Below are 16,756 nucleotides of genomic sequence, written 5' to 3' on the forward strand. Positions count from 1 at the left end.
CATAATTATAGATAAGCCTACCTTAAACTCTTTAGTAAGAGCTAGTGACTTTTGATTACCATTTTAAATCGACATAATTTTAGACTGTCAAATTCAAAATTAGTGATTTATCGCAAACAATATCAACAGCAGTCGTTAACAAAATTTGTTAAGCTATTAGGCATTACTAATCTAGTTATTTGATGTTTATGCAACCTTGGATTTTGGCTATTCGCCCAAGAACATTGCCCGCGGCAATCGGACCTTTACTTATCGGCAATATGTTAGCACTTCAACTAGCACAATTTAGTTGGTCTATTGCCGTAACTTCAATGTTATGCGCCGTATTACTGCAAATATCAGTCAATTTAGCCAATGACTATTTTGACTTTAAAAATGGCATAGACACCGCAGAAAGACTTGGACCAGTGCGTGTGACCCAAAGCGGTATGATAGCGCCTAAAACGGTACGTAATGCGATGATATTGTGTTTATTAATGGCGTTATTAGTCGGTTCATACCTTATTTGGCACGGTGGTTGGCCTATTGCCATATTAGCAGCAGCGTCAATTTTAGCGGCGCTTTGTTACAGTGGCGGCCCGTATCCATTAGCTTCCCATGGATTAGGTGAGGTAGCGGCATTTATCTTTTTTGGCTTAGTCGCTGTAGTCGGTAGTTATTATTTACAGGCTGGCAATACCACATTAACCGCTTGGCTGTTAGGCAGTGCAATCGGATTTTTTAACGCTGCTATTATGCTAGTCAATAATACCCGCGATATCACAACCGACACGAAAGCGGGCAAAAACACCCTTGCGGTTCGCATTGGTGAGGCTCAAGCAAAAGTGCTATACCAAAGCTTGTTATATTTACCTTTTGGGATAATCATTGCAGGCTTCCTATTGGGTGCCCTTGAAGGTTGGCCAGTATTATTGGCTGGTATATCATTAGTCTTAGCTAGAAACTTGAGTAAAGATTTTAGAGATAGCTCAGGAGAAGCATTAAACCCTATTCTGGGAAAAACAGCTAAGCTGACGATGATTTTTAGCGTTCTTTTCAGCGCAGGGTTAATGATCAATTTTAGCTCAATCTAGGCACTTAAATATAAGCATTTAAATCTAAAAGCTCAGTTTAAAGATCAAAAAAGGCTTCATTAAGAAGCCTTTTTTATTGAGTAACAAAAACCACACTTTACACCTTAGATAAGGTGCGCTCTTTGGCACTCCAATCTAAGTGGTACTTTTCGCCAGCGGGTTTATCCGTTCGCTCAAAGGTGTGTGCGCCAAAAAAGTCGCGCTGACCTTGCAGTAAGTTAGCGGGTAATGTTTCACAACGATAACTGTCATAATATGCCACAGAAGAACTAATACACGGCGCCGGAATGCCTTGCATAACTGATGCAGCAACTGTTTTACGCCAGTTTAATTGCTTGGTTGCTAAGGTACTGCTAAAGCTTTCTGCCATTAACAGATTTGGCAACGCAGGATCTTGCTCATAAGCTTGGGTAATAGACTGTAAAAAAGTGGCTCTAATAATACAACCAGCACGCCATATTTTGGCTATTTCAGCAAAATTAAGTGGCCAGTTTTGCTCTTTAGCCGCCATCGCCATCAACTGAAAACCTTGCGCATAACAACATACTTTAGCGCAATATAACGCATCTTCTAATGCATCAACAAAGGCTGTTTTTTCAGTATTGGATAAAGTTGTTTTTGCTGGACCCGCTAGGGTTTGACTTAACGACACTCGTAATGTTTTTTGAGTGCTTACTGCACGAGCATATACAGCTTCAGCTATTGTGGGCGCTGGGCAGCCAATTTGTAAACTACTGACCGCAGTCCACAAACCCGTACCTTTTTGGCCGGCTTTATCTAAAATCATCTCAACAAGCGGCTTACCCGTTAACGGGTCATCTTGTTGTAATACTTCGGCACTGATTTCCATTAAGTAGCTATTCAAACTACCTTGATTCCAACGCTTAAAAATATCACCAATCTCGTGGGTAGATAAATCTAAACCATCATGCAGTAATTGATAGGCTTCACAAATTAACTGCATGTCAGCATATTCAATACCATTGTGGACCATTTTCACGTAATGGCCTGAACCTGCAGGGCCAATATAAGTGGTACAAGGTTCGCCTTCAGTGACCGGATTACCCGGCTCAAAACGCTCAATAGGTAAACCGGTTTTACTGTCAACTTTAGCCGCGATTGCATTCCATATTGGCGCAACATATTGCCATGCTGATTCATCACCGCTGGGCATTAATGAAGGACCAAAACGCGCCCCCACTTCACCACCAGAAACCGCTGAGCTAAAGAATTTAAATTGACCTTTATAATGCGCTTCACGCTCAACCGTATCAGTCCACAAACTGTTACCAGTATCAATGACAATATCATCACTGCAAATGCCACTTTCAATCAAAGTATTGCAAATACCATCAACAATTTTACCCGCAGGCACAGACAAGACTATGACTTTAGGGGAGGTTAATTTTTCGAGCATTTCTGAAAGATTCTTACAGGCTTGCATTCGAGGTGCTAAGCCTTCTTTACGCTCTTGGTGTTCTTGCTCAAGTGCGCCATTAACTTTAGCTTCATCGAGGTCAAAAACAGCCACGTGATAGCCATTGTCAGCAATATTTAAAGCGAGGTTTTTGCCCATAACACCAAGGCCGATTACGCCGATGTTTGACAATTGAGTGTGGTGAGTCATTAGATTTATATTCCACAAGGTCTACAGAGATTTATCGCGATTCGCGAACCCATATGGACAAATATTATAGCGATTTTTGTAACTAAATTACCAGTTAAAACCTAGTGAGAGTGAATTATTGTCTCCACTCGCGTCATTGATCTTGCTTTGGATGACCGATTTAAAACCATTTAGTAATAAAAACGTCAATGTAATCAAGTATAAAATAGATGCCCTGACTCACATTGACGATTAATCTACTAAAAACTATGCACCTAATGCTTTAGTTAATGCATCGGCATATCCCATCCGCGTTAGGGTATTACGCACAATGTCCAGCGTTTGCGGGTCTTCTATGGTTGCAGGCATAGTGTATTCTTGATTATCAGCAATTTTACGCATGGTGGCGCGCAAAATTTTACCTGAACGTGTTTTAGGCAGTTTGGATACCGCACTGACTAACCTAAACGATGCCACTGGGCCTATTTCTTGTCGCACTAACGCTAACAATTGTCGATGAAGTTCATCATCGGGTAAGTTAACCCCATTTTTAAGTACCACCATGCCAAGTGGCACCTGGCCTTTCAACTTATCCTGCACGCCAATAACCGCCGCTTCTGCAACAGCGGGATGTTGACACAAGACTTCTTCAAAGCGACCTGTTGATAAACGATGGCCAGCAACATTAATAATATCGTCGATGCGGCTCATAATATACAGATAACCATCTTCATCAATATAACCGGCATCACCGGTTAAATAATATCCAGGGTACATAGATAAATAGCTATCAACATAGCGATCATCATTTTGCCATAACGTGGTTAATGTCCCTGGTGGTAAAGGTTGCTTAATTACCACATTGCCACTTTCATTGGCGGGCACTTGCTCTCCCATGGCATCAAGCACTTCCACTTGATAACCTGGCACAGGTCTTGCTGGCGATCCTGGTTTAATGGCTATTGGTTCAAGCCCCATTAAATTTGACGCCACAGGCCAACCCGTTTCAGTTTGCCACCAATGGTCAATAACCGGTTTACCCAGCATGGCTTGGCTCCAGTTTAATGTCTCTGGATCACAACGCTCACCGGCTAAAAACATGTGTTTTAAACAACTCAAATCAAACTGCTTTATTAACTCACCTTCAGGATCTTCGCGTTTAATGGCTCTAATCGCCGTTGGTGCGGTAAAAAAGCTTTTCACTTTATTAGCGGCAATGATGCGCCAAAATGCCGCTGCATCGGGGGTACCAATTGGCTTACCCTCATACATTATAGTGCTAGCACCGACTAATAACGGTCCATAAACAATATAAGAATGCCCCACCACCCAACCGACATCAGATGCGGCCCAAAAAACGTCATCTTGTCTAATATCGTAAATATTTGTCATCGACCAACATAACGCGACAGCATGGCCACCATTATCACGCACAACACCTTTAGGATTACCGGTTGTGCCTGAGGTATAAAGCACGTATAGCGGATCGGTTGCATTAAGTGAGACACAATCGGCACTGGGTGCATTTTGCAGAGCATGCTGCCAATCAACATCTCTTGGCTCGGTTAACTCGGCTTGATATTGGTGTCTGGCTAAAATCAGGCAATGGTCGACTTTATGGCTAGCCTGATCAAGTGCTGCGTCTAATAAGGGTTTATAAGGCACAACGCCTGAGGGTTCAATGCCGCAAGATGCTGATAGTACAAGTTTAGGCTTGGCATCATTAATACGGGTTGCTAACTCATTAGCAGCAAAACCACCAAATACCACCGAATGAATAGCGCCTATACGGGCACACGCTAACATGGCAAAAGCGGTCTCGGGGACCATTGGCATATAAATCACGACTCTATCGCCTTGTTCAATACCGATAGATTGCATATAGCCTGCTAAGCGGCTGACCTGTGCTAATAATTCGTTGTAGGTGATAGTGTATTGATTTTGTGTAACCGGACTAATGTAATTAATGGCGACATTGTTACCTAGACCATTAGCCACGTGGCGATCAACGGCGTTATAGCAGGTATTCATTTTGCCATCGGCAAACCATTGATAAAAAGGTTTATTTGAATCATCTAAAATGTTCTTAGGCTCTTTGTCCCAAGTAATCATCTTTGCAGCATCAGCCCAAAAGGTTGTTGGATCTTCAATTGATTGCTCATGTAATGACTTTCCTACATCAGTCATGTTGGTTCTCCGTTAGCTCTCCCAAAGCTGATTATGAGCAGAATTAAACCAATATCCCTATTAGACCAATGGATAAGTATTGAGAGTTATAAGCGCTGTGGCAATTACATAAACATGTAATTGCCACACACCGACAAAAAAATAAAACTATATAATTAAATAACTTAAACAACTAACACAATCATAATGGCAAGATGAATTAACAGCTGTAAAATAGATTTTTTACCACAAACTTTACCTTTACGTAAACTTCATATATCGTGCATCAAAAGAAACCTATTTGGTGAGATGATGAACGCTACAGTCAGCACCCAATCTACATACTCTATCAGTGATTTATCAAAAGAATTTGATATCACCACGCGCAGCATCCGTTTTTATGAGGATCAGGGCTTAATCAAGCCTAAACGCCGTGGCCAAACACGTATATACACCTTAAAAGATCGCGTCAGACTAAAACTGATTTTACGCGGTAAACGTTTAGGTTTTTCATTGGCAGAAACCCGCCGCTTATTTGAACTTTACGATGCAGACAAATCAAGTACATCACAGCTTAATACTATGCTGGACTTAGTTAATGACAAAAAAGCCGCCCTGCAGCAACAAATGGATGACATTAAAGTGGTGCTGATGGAACTCAACTCAGCCGAGCAGCAATGTAAATCTGCCTTAGAAACCAATAAGGCATCAAAAACATAAACGCAATTTATTGACTATGATTGCAACGATTGTCATGCCCAAGTTAGCGAGTACTGTGAGACAAGTGGCATTAGTTAATAACTATGCCATGAATAAATAAAAGTGCCACTAGTCAGTAAAAGAACCGAATAATCGGTCATTAGGCACAAAATAGCATTTAGCTGTTCAATGCAGCTTTTAAAAGACAAGCAAATGACGCAAAACGCAATATAGCGTGGCGTCTCAAATAATAATTCAACAGGACATAAGCCATGAGCGATTTATACAGCAGCCTTAATTTTGGTTTGGGCGAAGATATTGATATGTTGCGCGACGCTGTTCGCAGTTTTGCCAGCAACGAAATTGCCCCCATTGCCGCACAAGTAGACCAGGATAACGAGTTTCCTAATCACATGTGGACTCAGTTGGGTGATATGGGCTTGCTTGGCGTCACTGTGCCAGAGGAATTTGGTGGTGCCAACATGGGGTACTTAGCCCATGTTGTAGCCATGGAAGAAGTTTCCCGCGCATCAGCCTCTATAGGCTTAAGCTATGGCGCCCACTCAAACTTATGTGTCAATCAAATTAATCGTAACGGTAATGACGCGCAACGCGCTAAATACCTACCAAAACTCGTTAGCGGCGAACATATAGGTGCGCTAGCAATGAGTGAACCTAATGCTGGCTCTGATGTTGTGTCAATGAAGCTTAGCGCCCGTAAAGAAGGCGACCGTTATATTCTTAATGGCAACAAAATGTGGATCACCAATGGTCCAGATGCGCACACTTATGTGATTTATGCCAAAACTGATTTAGAAAAAGGTGCCCATGGCATTACCGCCTTTATCGTAGAACGCGGCTCTAAAGGTTTCAGCCAAGCGCAAAAACTGGATAAATTAGGTATGCGCGGTTCAAACACCTGTGAATTAGTGTTTGAAGATTGTGAAGTCCCAGAAGAGAATATTTTAGGTGGATTAAACAATGGCGTAAAAGTACTTATGAGCGGCCTAGATTATGAACGCGTAGTCTTATCAGGTGGCCCACTTGGTATAATGGCAGCCTGTATGGATATCGTTGTGCCTTACATTCACGAGCGTGTCCAGTTTGGTAAATCTATCGGTGAATTCCAGCTTATCCAGGGTAAAATTGCCGATATGTATACCGGTATGAATGCCGCCAGATCCTATGTTTACAACGTGGCAAAATCTTGTGACCGTGGTGAAACCACGCGCAAAGATGCTGCTGGCGCGATTCTTTATAGTGCCGAGCTCGCCACAAAAATGGCATTAGACGCCATTCAACTGCTTGGCGGCAACGGCTATGTAAATGAATTTGCCGCAGGTCGCTTACTGCGCGATGCCAAGCTATATGAAATTGGCGCAGGCACCTCAGAAATTCGCCGCATGTTAATTGGCCGCGAACTGTTTAACGAATCTAAATAATGGTTAATGCGTTAGCCTTACTGCAACTTGTTATCAAGTGAATAAGTCAGGCTAACCCTTTTCCACTTGAGGGGTAAGTTAATCGGCGTAAACGCCCTCCCCTCAATACCTTAATTTGTGCTCAATAAAGGATATTGACATGACGCACCTGAGCAGCAAGATAAATCCTCGTAGTGATGAATTCAAAGCTAAATATGATGATATGGCTTTGCTAGTCGAAGATCTGCAGCAAAAACTGGCAACAATTGAACAAGGCGGTGGCCCTGTGGCGTGTGAACGCCATTTGTCCCGTGGAAAATTATTACCCCGCCACCGAGTCGAAAAACTGCTCGACCCAGGTTCTCCTTTTCTAGAGATCGCCCAGTTTGCCGCATTTGAAGTGTATGACGAAGATGTCCCTGCCGCAGGTGTAATTGCCGGTATAGGCCGTGTAAGCGGCGTTGAGTGTATGATTATTGCTAATGATGCCACCGTAAAAGGTGGCACTTACTACCCTATTACAGTGAAAAAGCATTTACGCGCACAGGACATTGCTAAACGTTGTCATTTACCGTGTATTTATTTGGTCGATTCTGGTGGGGCAAACTTACCACGCCAAGACGAAGTGTTTCCAGACCGCGATCATTTCGGCCGTATCTTTTACAATCAAGCTCAAATGTCAGCCCTAGGTATTCCGCAAATAGCTGTGGTAATGGGCCTATGTACTGCCAGGGGCGCTTACGTACCCGCAATGGCTGACGAATCGATTATTGTTAAAGATCAAGGCACCATCTTTTTAGCCGGTCCACCATTAGTTAAAGCCGCCACGGGCGAAGAAGTGTCAGCGGAAGAACTTGGCGGCGCAGAAGTACATACCAAAATCTCAGGTGTTGCCGATCATTTAGCTCAAAATGATGATCATGCATTAGAACTGGCTCGCCGTGCCGTATCACGCTTAAACCATCAAAAAACTATCGCGAGTATGCTCAGTCCGGTCAAACCGCCTAAGTATGACATTCATGAGCTTTACGGCATTGTTGGCACCGACCTTAAAAAGCCCTTTGATGTTAAAGAAGTCATTGGCCGTATCGTTGATGACTCAGACTTTGACGAATTTAAAGCCAATTATGGCGCAACATTAGTGTGTGGCTTTGCCCGCATTCATGGTTACCCTGTGGGTATTGTGGCGAATAATGGCATTTTGTTCTCTGAGTCAGCGCAAAAAGGCGCTCACTTTATTGAGCTATGTTGCCAACGTAAAATCCCCTTACTGTTTTTACAAAATATTACCGGCTTCATGGTGGGTAAAAAGTATGAACACGAAGGTATTGCCAAACACGGTGCCAAAATGGTTACCGCGGTATCATGTGCCAATGTGCCTAAATTTACCGTGATTATTGGCGGCAGTTATGGCGCAGGTAACTACGGCATGTGTGGCCGCGCGTTCGAGCCCACCATGATGTGGATGTGGCCAAATGCACGTATTTCAGTGATGGGCGGTGAGCAAGCCGCTGGCGTACTTGCCACCGTTCGCCGTGACGGTTTAGCCCGTAAAGGGGTTGAATGGACCAGCGAAGAAGAACAAGCATTTAGAAAGCCGATTGTTGACCAATATGACAAAGAAGGTCATCCATACCATGCCAGTGCCCGCCTGTGGGACGATGGTATTATTGATCCGGCGCAGACCCGTGATGTAGTTGGTCTAGCGTTATCTGCGGCATTAAACGCCCCTATTGAAGACACCAAATTTGGTGTGTTCCGCATGTAATTGCGTTGTATCAATAGGAGCTTAATATGACCATACAAGATGATTTTCAATTTATCCAATGCCAGCTAAACGAAGGTGTCGGTGAATTAATATTAAATCGCGCAGAAAAACATAATGCCTTCGATGAAGTGATGATTAATGAAATGATTACCGCCATCGAACAATTTGCCAATTCATCAAAATGCCAAATACTGTTACTGCGCGCCAACGGCAAAAACTTCAGTGCAGGGGCAGATCTTAATTGGATGCGCAAGCAAGCCAAAATGGATTTTGACCAGAACCTCACTGATGCCCACGAACTTGCCAAACTGATGCATGTACTGGATAAGTTCCCAAAGCCGACTATCGCACTGGTTAATGGTGCCGCCTTTGGTGGCGCATTAGGATTAATTTGCTGCTGCGATATTGCGATCGCCAATGAACGAGCCAGTTTCTGCCTAAGTGAAGTGAAGTTAGGCTTAATTCCTGCGGTAATTAGCCCGTATGTCGTGCGGGCAATGGGTAATCGTCAGGCTAGGCGTTACATGTTAACCGCTGAGCGCTTTAGTGCAGAAGAAGCGCTTAAACAGCAAGTTATTCATGCCATTAATGATGATTTAGATGCCGCCGCAGCACCTTTTATTGCCGCCTTTAAAGCGAACAGCCCGCAAGGTATGGCATGGGTTAAAACCTTAGTGTCTCGATTAGAAGATGGCGTAATTGACGATGAGACACTGAGCTACACCAGTGAACAAATCGCCCGCATTCGAGTATCTGATGAAGGCCAAGAAGGGCTAAATGCCTTTTTCGAAAAACGCTCTCCGGCCTGGCAAGATGCCGCCGTCCCTCTAGTAGGAGCTAAATAATGATTACTAAATTACTGATAGCCAACCGTGGTGAAATTGCCTGCCGTATTATTAAAACGGCTAAAGCCATGGGCGTACGTACCATAGCCTTATATTCTGATGCCGATAAAGATGCCCTTCATGTTGCCATGGCGGATGAGTCTTATCATTTAGGTGGCAGTGCACCAGCGGACTCATATTTAAAAGCTAATTTGATTATTGATATTGCCAAACGTTCTGGCGCAGAAGCGATTCACCCTGGTTATGGTTTCCTGTCTGAAAATGCCGCCTTTGCCCGCAAGTGTGAGCAAAATGGTATTGCCTTTGTCGGGCCTGGCAGTGATGCCATTGATGCTATGGGCAGCAAAAGCGCAGCAAAAGAAATTATGGGTAAAGCTAATGTGCCATTAGTGCCTGGTTATCATGGTGATGATCAAACTGATGACAACTTAGTGTATCAAGCCACACAAGTCGGCTTTCCGCTATTGATAAAAGCGGCATATGGCGGTGGCGGTAAAGGCATGCGCATCGTTGAAAATGACACTGAAACCCTTGAAGCTATCCGCTCAGCCCGTCGTGAAGCAACCTCATCCTTTGGCAATGATAAATTACTAATGGAGCGTTATTTACGTCAACCTCGCCATGTAGAAGTGCAGGTTTTTGCCGACAGTAAAGGCAATGCCATCTATTTATCAGACCGTGATTGCTCTATTCAACGTCGTCACCAAAAAGTAGTTGAGGAAGCGCCGGCACCTGGATTGTCTGACGAGCTACGCATTCAAATGGGTGAAGCTGCGGTTGCCGCCGCTAAAGCCATTGATTATGTGGGCGCGGGCACGGTAGAGTTTCTACTGGATACCGACAACAGCTTCTACTTCATGGAAATGAATACTCGTCTGCAAGTAGAGCATCCAGTGACCGAAATGGTCACGGGCCAAGACTTAGTCAAATGGCAACTTCTGGTCGCAAGTGGTGGTGAACTGCCGTTAAAACAGGATGAAGTGCGTATTCATGGTCACTCATTTGAAGTACGTATTTACGCTGAAGACCCCCAGAATGAATTTTTACCTGCTAGCGGTAAGCTAAACTTTTTACGAGAGCCAGAACAAAATCGCCATGTGCGTATTGACTCGGGCATCCGTGAAAACGATGTGATCAGTAACTTCTATGACCCGATGATCGCTAAACTGATTGTCTGGGATGAAACCCGTCCACGCGCCTTACACCGCTTAGTCAATGCGCTCGAGTCTTATCAAATTAGTGGCCTAAAACATAACATTGAGTTTTTAGCTAACATTGCCGAACACCCAGCCTTTGCGAAAGCTGATTTTTGTACCGACTTTATCGAACGCTATGGCAACACCTTAATTGGTGATGCCAGCAGTGAATCTGATACCGCTATTGCCCTAGCAGGTTTATATCAAGTACTACTACGTCAGCAACAAGCAAAAGTGAATGCGGTTAATAGTAATGATCCCTATTCACCTTGGGGACAAGTCAGCGGTTTTAGATTAAACAGTGCCAGCATTCATCATGTTGCCTTACTTGATGAAAAACACGAACTGCAAAACTTACTGATGACAGACTTAGGCAGTGCATTGCACCTAGGCTTAAATGGCCAAGCACTAAAACTGGCCGGTCAAATTAAAGATGATGTGTTATTTGCTGAAATTAATGGCCATAAAAGTAAAGTGCCTGTCAGCTGTGATGGCGACGACTTCACCCTATTTCTATCCAGCGGCAGTTACCACTTTACCGCAGTACTTGCACAAGTGGCCGACGAAACCATTAACAGCGCAGACAAGTTAAAAGCACCCATGAATGGCACAGTGGTCACTCACCTTGTTGAAGTGGGCGCAACCGTTAAAGCTGGCCAAGGCTTACTAGTGATGGAAGCCATGAAAATGGAATACACCATCGAAGCCCCATTTGATGGCGTAGTCACCGAGTTTTATTTCCAAAGCGGTGAGCTAGTAAGCGATGGCGTACAGCTATTACATGTTGAAGAATCAGTCGTGGAAACTGACAAGGAAGCTAAAGCATGATGCCATCAAAGGTGAGCATTTTTGAAGTTGGCGCCCGCGACGGTTTACAAAATGAAGTTCCGGTACCCACAGCCGCTAAACTGCAATTGATTGCAGACTTAGCGGCAGCGGGTCTTACTCGTATTGAAGCGGGCAGTTTTGTATCGCCTAAATGGGTGCCACAAATGGCAGACTCTGGTGATATTTTCAGCCAAATGCCTCGGGTTAAAGGTGTGACGTATAGTGCGTTAACCCCTAATTTGAAAGGTTTTGAGCTGGCACTAGCCTCTGGCGCAGATGAAGTGGCAATATTTGGCGCCGCTTCAGAAAGCTTCAGCCAGAAAAATATTAATTGTTCAATTGATGAATCAATTGAACGCTTCATGCCATTGATGCAACAAGCAAAACAGCACAATATTGCAGTACGTGGCTATGTATCGTGCGTGCTTGGCTGCCCTTATGAAGGTCGTATCGATGTCAATGAAGTCGCCCGTGTGTCTGAAATTCTTTACAAAATGGGCTGTTACGAGATTTCATTGGGTGACACCATAGGTATTGGCACGCCATCAGATGCCCGTAAAATGGTAGAAGCCGTGGCAAATGTGGTGCCGGTCAGTAAACTAGCGCTGCACTTTCACGATACTTACGGGCAAGCATTAGCCAATATTTTAGCTTGTTTAGATATGGGCGTAACTAGCTTTGATGCATCTGTGGCGGGATTGGGCGGATGTCCTTATGCTAAAGGCGCCTCAGGAAACTTAGCAACTGAAGACTTAGTTTATATGCTGCATGGAATGGGGATTGAGACTGGTATTGATCTCAATAAACTTGCCCATGCAGGTAATAATATTAGCCAAATTATTGGCCGAAAAAGTGCTTCAAAAGTTGCTAATGCATTAGCCTAGTTTAGATTGGCAACGAACTAATTTTTAAGCTGCTGACTCAAATAAAAATCAGCATCTATCAAACATAATAACGAGAAAAGGACAGCACAATGGCAGGTTTTAATAAAGTCGTTCACAGCTATGATGAAGCGCTCGCTGGTCTGACAGATAACATGACCTTAATGGTCGGCGGGTTTGGTTTATGTGGTATTCCTGAAGGTTTAATCAACCATATGGTTAAATTAGGCGTAACCGGACTAACCGCTATTTCAAACAATGCTGGGGTAGATGATTTCGGTTTAGGCTTGTTACTTAAACAACGTCAAATTGCCACTATGATCGCCTCTTACGTGGGCGAAAATGCCACTTTTGAACAGCAAATGCTGTCAGGTGAATTAAACGTTATTTTAACCCCGCAGGGTACTTTAGCTGAAAAAATTCGCGCAGGTGGTGCTGGTATTCCCGCTTTTTTCACCGCAACGGGTTACGGCACACCTATTGCTGATGGCAAAGAAACCCGCGAAATCAAAGGACGTCATTATGTGTTAGAGGAGTCTCTTACTGCAGATTTCGCGTTAGTTCGAGCATGGAAAGCTGACACTATGGGTAATTTAGTGTTCCGTAAAACTGCCGCTAACTTTAACCCTATGATGGCCACCGCCGGTAAAATTACTGTCGTAGAAGCTGAAGAAATTGTTCAGCCAGGAGAGCTTGACCCTAATCATATACATACCCCTGGCATTTATGTGGATCGCGTCATCAAAGCCAGCTTTGAAAAACGCATTGAACAACGTACTGTCACCCAAGCTACGGCTAAATAAAGGAGCAAGCACATGGCTTTATCAAGAGAACAACTTGCTCAACGCGTAGCAAAAGAAATGCAAGATGGTTTTTACGTTAATTTAGGTATCGGCATTCCTACCCTAGTAGCCAACTATATTCCACAAGGCATGCAGGTTATGCTGCAATCTGAAAACGGTTTATTAGGCATGGGGCCGTTTCCAACTGAAGATGCTATCGATGCTGATTTAATTAACGCCGGTAAACAAACTGTTACCGCGGTTGATGGCGCGTCATTTTTCTCATCAGCAGAAAGTTTTGCCATGATCCGCGGTGGACATGTCGATTTAACCGTATTGGGTGCATTTGAAGTTGATGTGAATGGCTCAATCGCCTCTTGGATGATCCCAGGTAAGTTAATTAAAGGCATGGGCGGCGCAATGGACTTGGTTGCCGGCGCAGAGAATATTATCGTCACTATGATGCATGCCGACAAACACGGTAACTCTAAGTTACTTCCGTTATGTGAGCTGCCGTTAACCGGGTATGGCTGCATCAAACGCGTGATGACTGATCTAGCCTTTATCGAAATAAAAGACGGCGCATTCCACTTACTTGAACGCGCACCAGGTGTATCGGTTGAAGAAATTATTGCCAAAACGGCCGGTAAATTAATCGTGCCAGAACATGTACCAGAAATGGTGTTCTAAACGCTGATTTATACCTTTGAATGATTTTAAAAGCGTACTTTATTAAAGTGCGCTTTTTTATTACAGATATTTGGATGACCTTTTTATACTGCCACCTATAAAAAAGCCCATCTGGCTTTAAAACTAGATAGGCTTCAATTAATCATCAATAAAAAGGCTATCACTCTTTGGCGGGATCTTTTGATAAAGCGTTGTTCACTAAGCTAGTTTGATATCTCTGCGTTAAACTGATCAATTGTTCGGTCAGTAAACTCATGCTGTAACCCAGCATAGCGCCAATCATTAACGGGGGAACAATAGCCGCGATATCAGCATTCATTGCAAAGGTAATACAACAGCCGATAAATGTGCCTGGAATAAATGCCAATCGTTTATGGCTGGCTTGTAAACACATCAAACTAGTGACAATCCCAGTGAGTGCGTAACTGATAATCGGTGAAACAAAAAAAGTACTGCCAGCGATAATAAGCCAGCCCCAGAAAACACCAGACAAGTTAGTGGCCATTGCCATTAACATGCCTTTAAAGCCACTGTCAGTTTGGGCAAAGAAGGTACTACAACCTAAAAAGCCAATCCAGGTCAGTAGCTGAAATACATCTGCAACACCTGCCCATAAAGCAGCTAATAAACCTGCAGAAAGTGCAATTTGCCAACGATACGGCATAAACGCCCCTAGATTTAGTCATTTTTAAGAATTTATAATCCTTAATTTAACACAATTATATTGGTAAATTGTATTTTTAATGCCAAAAATCAACCTTAGTCGTAATAAATCATGAAATCCAAAGCAAAGCCAACAAGCCGTTGAACGATAATGAATTGAACAGTAATGAAGCGGTCAAGGGTCCTTATTGTTAATTCAGTGCCCCTTTCACCATTTTTGATTATTGAATAAGTAACCCTACCGCTTTCACTAAATTAGGATCATCTGGATTGGAGGTGCGTGTAACCCACACCACATCGCCTTTTCTATCTATAAATATTGTTGTTGGGGTGCCTGTAACATCGTATTGTTTTGCAACAGCATCCCCTAAAATAAGTGTTGGCATACCTATGCCACGGTCAGTTAACGATTGCGCGGGGGTTGCACCGTCATCCTCATTAAAGCTTATCGCCATCATGACCAGATCAGTTTGTTTATTTTCCAGCCTTAAACGTTCTAGTCCGGGTTGTAATTTTTTACAATAAGGACACCAAGTGGCCCAAAAATGTAGCACTATCGGTTTACCTTTATGCTCGCTTAAAGTAAATACCTGCCCTTTTGCATCTTGTAGACTAAAATCATTAGCGGGAGTAGATCCAACCGCCGCCGACATCAGTATCAGAGGTAAAACAATGAATAATTTACCACGCCTTAACCAATTAGAAATCACCGGGATTGGCAAGAATGATCGAACGAATATATTCATAATAATGGCCTTTTCAAAAATAATGCATTTATAAAATCTTGACTGTCACGCTGGGTATATAAAGCATATTAAAAGTGTTTAATACTAGACCGCCAATCTAGTAATTTGTATTCAAGCTATAGCAGCCAATTCTCAACCAAAAAAGAATCAGCGATGGTTTACCACTAATGATTTACTATTAGAATAGCTTAAATTTGCTGAGATGATTTCGGGTATGTTTGCCTGACTTGATTAAGGCCTGTCAGCCATGAAGGAAGTTATGCTTAACCACTATATAGAAGAACTCAATACCCAAAGTCAATGGCCGACACAATGGCATCAAACAGGCTTTTTTTATCAATTTGTCGATACCAAAGGTATTCAAAGACAGATTTATATTAATCAAGCTAAAAGTGATAAACCTTGCCTGTTGTTGATCCATGGGTTTCCGACTAGCAGTTATGACTGGCATGCTCTTTGGCCTAGTTTAACCCAACACTTTAATCTGTTGACGTTAGATTTGATAGGTTATGGTTTATCAGATAAACCCAGCGATATTGATTACTCTTTTGCTTTACAAGCAGACATTATTGAAGCGGTATTGGATTATCTTGGCATTCAACACTTTCACATTCTGGCCCATGATTACGGCGACACAGTCGCACAAGAGTTATTAGCCCGCCATGGGGACACCGGCCTTGATAGCGGTTTCTCAATCGACAGTACGATATTGTTAAATGGCGGGTTATTTCCTGAAACGACTCAGCCTATTTTGATCCAACGTTTATTAATGGGCTCATTTGGATTTGTTATCGCTAAGCTGTTTTCATTTAAAAAGTTTACGCAAAACTTTGCTTATATTTGCTATCAACCGATACCTGAAGCAGAACTGGCAATTCATTGGCAATTGATAACAAAAAATCAGGGTATTAAAGTGATACATAAGATTATTCAATATATTCGCGAACGCAAACTACATCGAGAGCGTTGGGTAAGTGCATTACAGCAATATGAAATGCCGCTGCGGTTTATCAATGGGATTTGTGACCCAATATCAGGTCAAGATACCCTTATTCGTTTTGAACAACTGATTGAGCAAGCAGACACTATAGCATTAGTCGAAACAGGTCATTACCCTCAATTAGAAAAACCGCAAGCCGTTTTGCAGCACTGTACCCATTTTTGGCTACAGCATAAAATCATTGCTTAACACAGCGATAAACTTCCCAGTTAGCATCTGATTTTAAAGCGTTAAATTGATTGTTAAATAATGATGCTTGGTGACACACAAAGCGATTAAATAATTACTGAGTTTTTACTCAAATTAGGTTAATGTAGAAAATATCACCATTAAAAATCAGTTAGCATTAGCTTTTTCTGTTGTATTTATGCAATACGCTAAAGACTAATTGA

14 protein-coding genes are annotated in these 16,756 nt (G+C 42.8%); 10 read left to right on the plus strand and 4 right to left on the minus strand.

Translation table 11 applies throughout. The annotated features are described in order from the left end of the window. Positions 1–188 precede the first annotated feature (188 nt). Entirely contained in the window at positions 189–1,073 is an 885-nt protein-coding gene (locus L0B17_RS14050; RefSeq protein ID WP_235085639.1) for a 1,4-dihydroxy-2-naphthoate polyprenyltransferase, read from the plus strand. 97 nt (positions 1,074–1,170) lie between these two features. Here the strand turns inward: L0B17_RS14050 and gndA are convergent, their stop codons facing one another. Together gndA and L0B17_RS14060 are read right to left on the minus strand one after the other, a co-directional pair. Further along, a complete protein-coding gene (gndA, locus tag L0B17_RS14055) occupies positions 1,171–2,700 on the minus strand; it encodes an NADP-dependent phosphogluconate dehydrogenase (protein ID WP_235085641.1) in 1,530 nt (509 codons plus the stop codon). Positions 2,701–2,946: 246 nt separating this feature from the next. Further along, positions 2,947–4,866 carry a propionyl-CoA synthetase gene (locus tag L0B17_RS14060; protein ID WP_235085642.1) on the minus strand — a complete coding sequence of 640 codons (1,920 nt, stop codon included), beginning with the start codon at positions 4,864–4,866 and terminating at the stop codon, positions 2,947–2,949. A 291-nt stretch (positions 4,867–5,157) separates the two neighbouring features. Between L0B17_RS14060 and L0B17_RS14065 the strand changes: the two genes are divergently transcribed. The 8 genes from L0B17_RS14065 to L0B17_RS14100 all read left to right on the plus strand — a co-directional run bounded on the left by L0B17_RS14065 (position 5,158) and on the right by L0B17_RS14100 (position 13,955). Next, positions 5,158–5,565, plus strand: a complete 408-nt coding sequence (locus L0B17_RS14065) for a MerR family transcriptional regulator (RefSeq protein WP_226410375.1) — start codon at positions 5,158–5,160, stop codon at positions 5,563–5,565. Positions 5,566–5,816: 251 nt separating this feature from the next. Next, positions 5,817–6,986, plus strand: coding sequence for an isovaleryl-CoA dehydrogenase (locus L0B17_RS14070; protein ID WP_235085644.1), 1,170 nt, complete (start codon positions 5,817–5,819; stop codon positions 6,984–6,986). A gap of 139 nt (positions 6,987–7,125) precedes the next feature. Continuing rightward, positions 7,126–8,733, plus strand: a complete 1,608-nt coding sequence (locus L0B17_RS14075) for a carboxyl transferase domain-containing protein (RefSeq protein WP_235085646.1) — start codon at positions 7,126–7,128, stop codon at positions 8,731–8,733. 26 nt (positions 8,734–8,759) lie between these two features. Beyond that, positions 8,760–9,578, plus strand: a complete 819-nt coding sequence (locus L0B17_RS14080) for an enoyl-CoA hydratase-related protein (RefSeq protein ID WP_235085647.1) — start codon at positions 8,760–8,762, stop codon at positions 9,576–9,578. Beyond that, a complete protein-coding gene (locus L0B17_RS14085) occupies positions 9,578–11,602 on the plus strand; it encodes an acetyl/propionyl/methylcrotonyl-CoA carboxylase subunit alpha (RefSeq protein WP_235085649.1) in 2,025 nt (674 codons plus the stop codon). Before L0B17_RS14080 ends, L0B17_RS14085 begins: the two co-directional genes overlap by 1 nt. Further along, entirely contained in the window at positions 11,599–12,486 is an 888-nt protein-coding gene (locus tag L0B17_RS14090) for a hydroxymethylglutaryl-CoA lyase (protein ID WP_235085651.1), read from the plus strand. The genes L0B17_RS14085 and L0B17_RS14090 overlap by 4 nt, the downstream gene beginning before the upstream one ends. Positions 12,487–12,575: 89 nt before the next feature. After that, positions 12,576–13,286 carry a CoA transferase subunit A gene (locus L0B17_RS14095; RefSeq protein WP_226410381.1) on the plus strand — a complete coding sequence of 237 codons (711 nt, stop codon included), beginning with the start codon at positions 12,576–12,578 and terminating at the stop codon, positions 13,284–13,286. Between the two features lie 12 nt (positions 13,287–13,298). Then, the gene (locus tag L0B17_RS14100) at positions 13,299–13,955 is read left to right on the plus strand and encodes a 3-oxoacid CoA-transferase subunit B (protein ID WP_235085653.1); all 657 of its coding nucleotides are present in this window, start codon (positions 13,299–13,301) and stop codon (positions 13,953–13,955) included. A 160-nt stretch (positions 13,956–14,115) separates the two neighbouring features. Here L0B17_RS14100 and L0B17_RS14105 read toward each other — a convergent pair whose 3' ends face one another. Further along, a complete protein-coding gene (locus tag L0B17_RS14105; protein ID WP_235085654.1) occupies positions 14,116–14,619 on the minus strand; it encodes a DUF1097 domain-containing protein in 504 nt (167 codons plus the stop codon). Positions 14,620–14,839: 220 nt separating this feature from the next. Continuing rightward, complete coding sequence (locus L0B17_RS14110; protein WP_235085655.1) at positions 14,840–15,364, minus strand: TlpA disulfide reductase family protein; 525 nt, start codon at positions 15,362–15,364, stop codon at positions 14,840–14,842. 247 nt (positions 15,365–15,611) lie between these two features. On the opposite strand from L0B17_RS14110, the gene L0B17_RS14115 reads away from it, so the two are divergent. Beyond that, complete coding sequence (locus L0B17_RS14115) at positions 15,612–16,553, plus strand: alpha/beta fold hydrolase (RefSeq protein ID WP_235085657.1); 942 nt, start codon at positions 15,612–15,614, stop codon at positions 16,551–16,553. Positions 16,554–16,756: the final 203 nt, after the last annotated feature.

The organism is Shewanella sp. OMA3-2, from assembly GCF_021513195.1.
Classification (GTDB): Bacteria; Pseudomonadota; Gammaproteobacteria; order Enterobacterales; family Shewanellaceae; genus Shewanella.

Excerpts from the sequence above, each read along its gene's own strand:
- L0B17_RS14050 (WP_235085639.1), top strand. The coding sequence starts at position 189 with ATGCAACCTTGGATTTTGGCTATTCGCCCAAGAACATTGCCCGCGGCA.
- gndA (WP_235085641.1), bottom strand. The coding sequence starts at position 2,700 with ATGACTCACCACACTCAATTGTCAAACATCGGCGTAATCGGCCTTGGT.
- L0B17_RS14060 (WP_235085642.1), bottom strand. The coding sequence starts at position 4,866 with ATGACTGATGTAGGAAAGTCATTACATGAGCAATCAATTGAAGATCCA.
- L0B17_RS14065 (WP_226410375.1), top strand. The coding sequence starts at position 5,158 with ATGAACGCTACAGTCAGCACCCAATCTACATACTCTATCAGTGATTTA.
- L0B17_RS14070 (WP_235085644.1), top strand. The coding sequence starts at position 5,817 with ATGAGCGATTTATACAGCAGCCTTAATTTTGGTTTGGGCGAAGATATT.
- L0B17_RS14075 (WP_235085646.1), top strand. The coding sequence starts at position 7,126 with ATGACGCACCTGAGCAGCAAGATAAATCCTCGTAGTGATGAATTCAAA.
- L0B17_RS14080 (WP_235085647.1), top strand. The coding sequence starts at position 8,760 with ATGACCATACAAGATGATTTTCAATTTATCCAATGCCAGCTAAACGAA.
- L0B17_RS14085 (WP_235085649.1), top strand. The coding sequence starts at position 9,578 with ATGATTACTAAATTACTGATAGCCAACCGTGGTGAAATTGCCTGCCGT.
- L0B17_RS14090 (WP_235085651.1), top strand. The coding sequence starts at position 11,599 with ATGATGCCATCAAAGGTGAGCATTTTTGAAGTTGGCGCCCGCGACGGT.
- L0B17_RS14095 (WP_226410381.1), top strand. The coding sequence starts at position 12,576 with ATGGCAGGTTTTAATAAAGTCGTTCACAGCTATGATGAAGCGCTCGCT.
- L0B17_RS14100 (WP_235085653.1), top strand. The coding sequence starts at position 13,299 with ATGGCTTTATCAAGAGAACAACTTGCTCAACGCGTAGCAAAAGAAATG.
- L0B17_RS14105 (WP_235085654.1), bottom strand. The coding sequence starts at position 14,619 with ATGCCGTATCGTTGGCAAATTGCACTTTCTGCAGGTTTATTAGCTGCT.
- L0B17_RS14110 (WP_235085655.1), bottom strand. The coding sequence starts at position 15,364 with ATGAATATATTCGTTCGATCATTCTTGCCAATCCCGGTGATTTCTAAT.
- L0B17_RS14115 (WP_235085657.1), top strand. The coding sequence starts at position 15,612 with ATGAAGGAAGTTATGCTTAACCACTATATAGAAGAACTCAATACCCAA.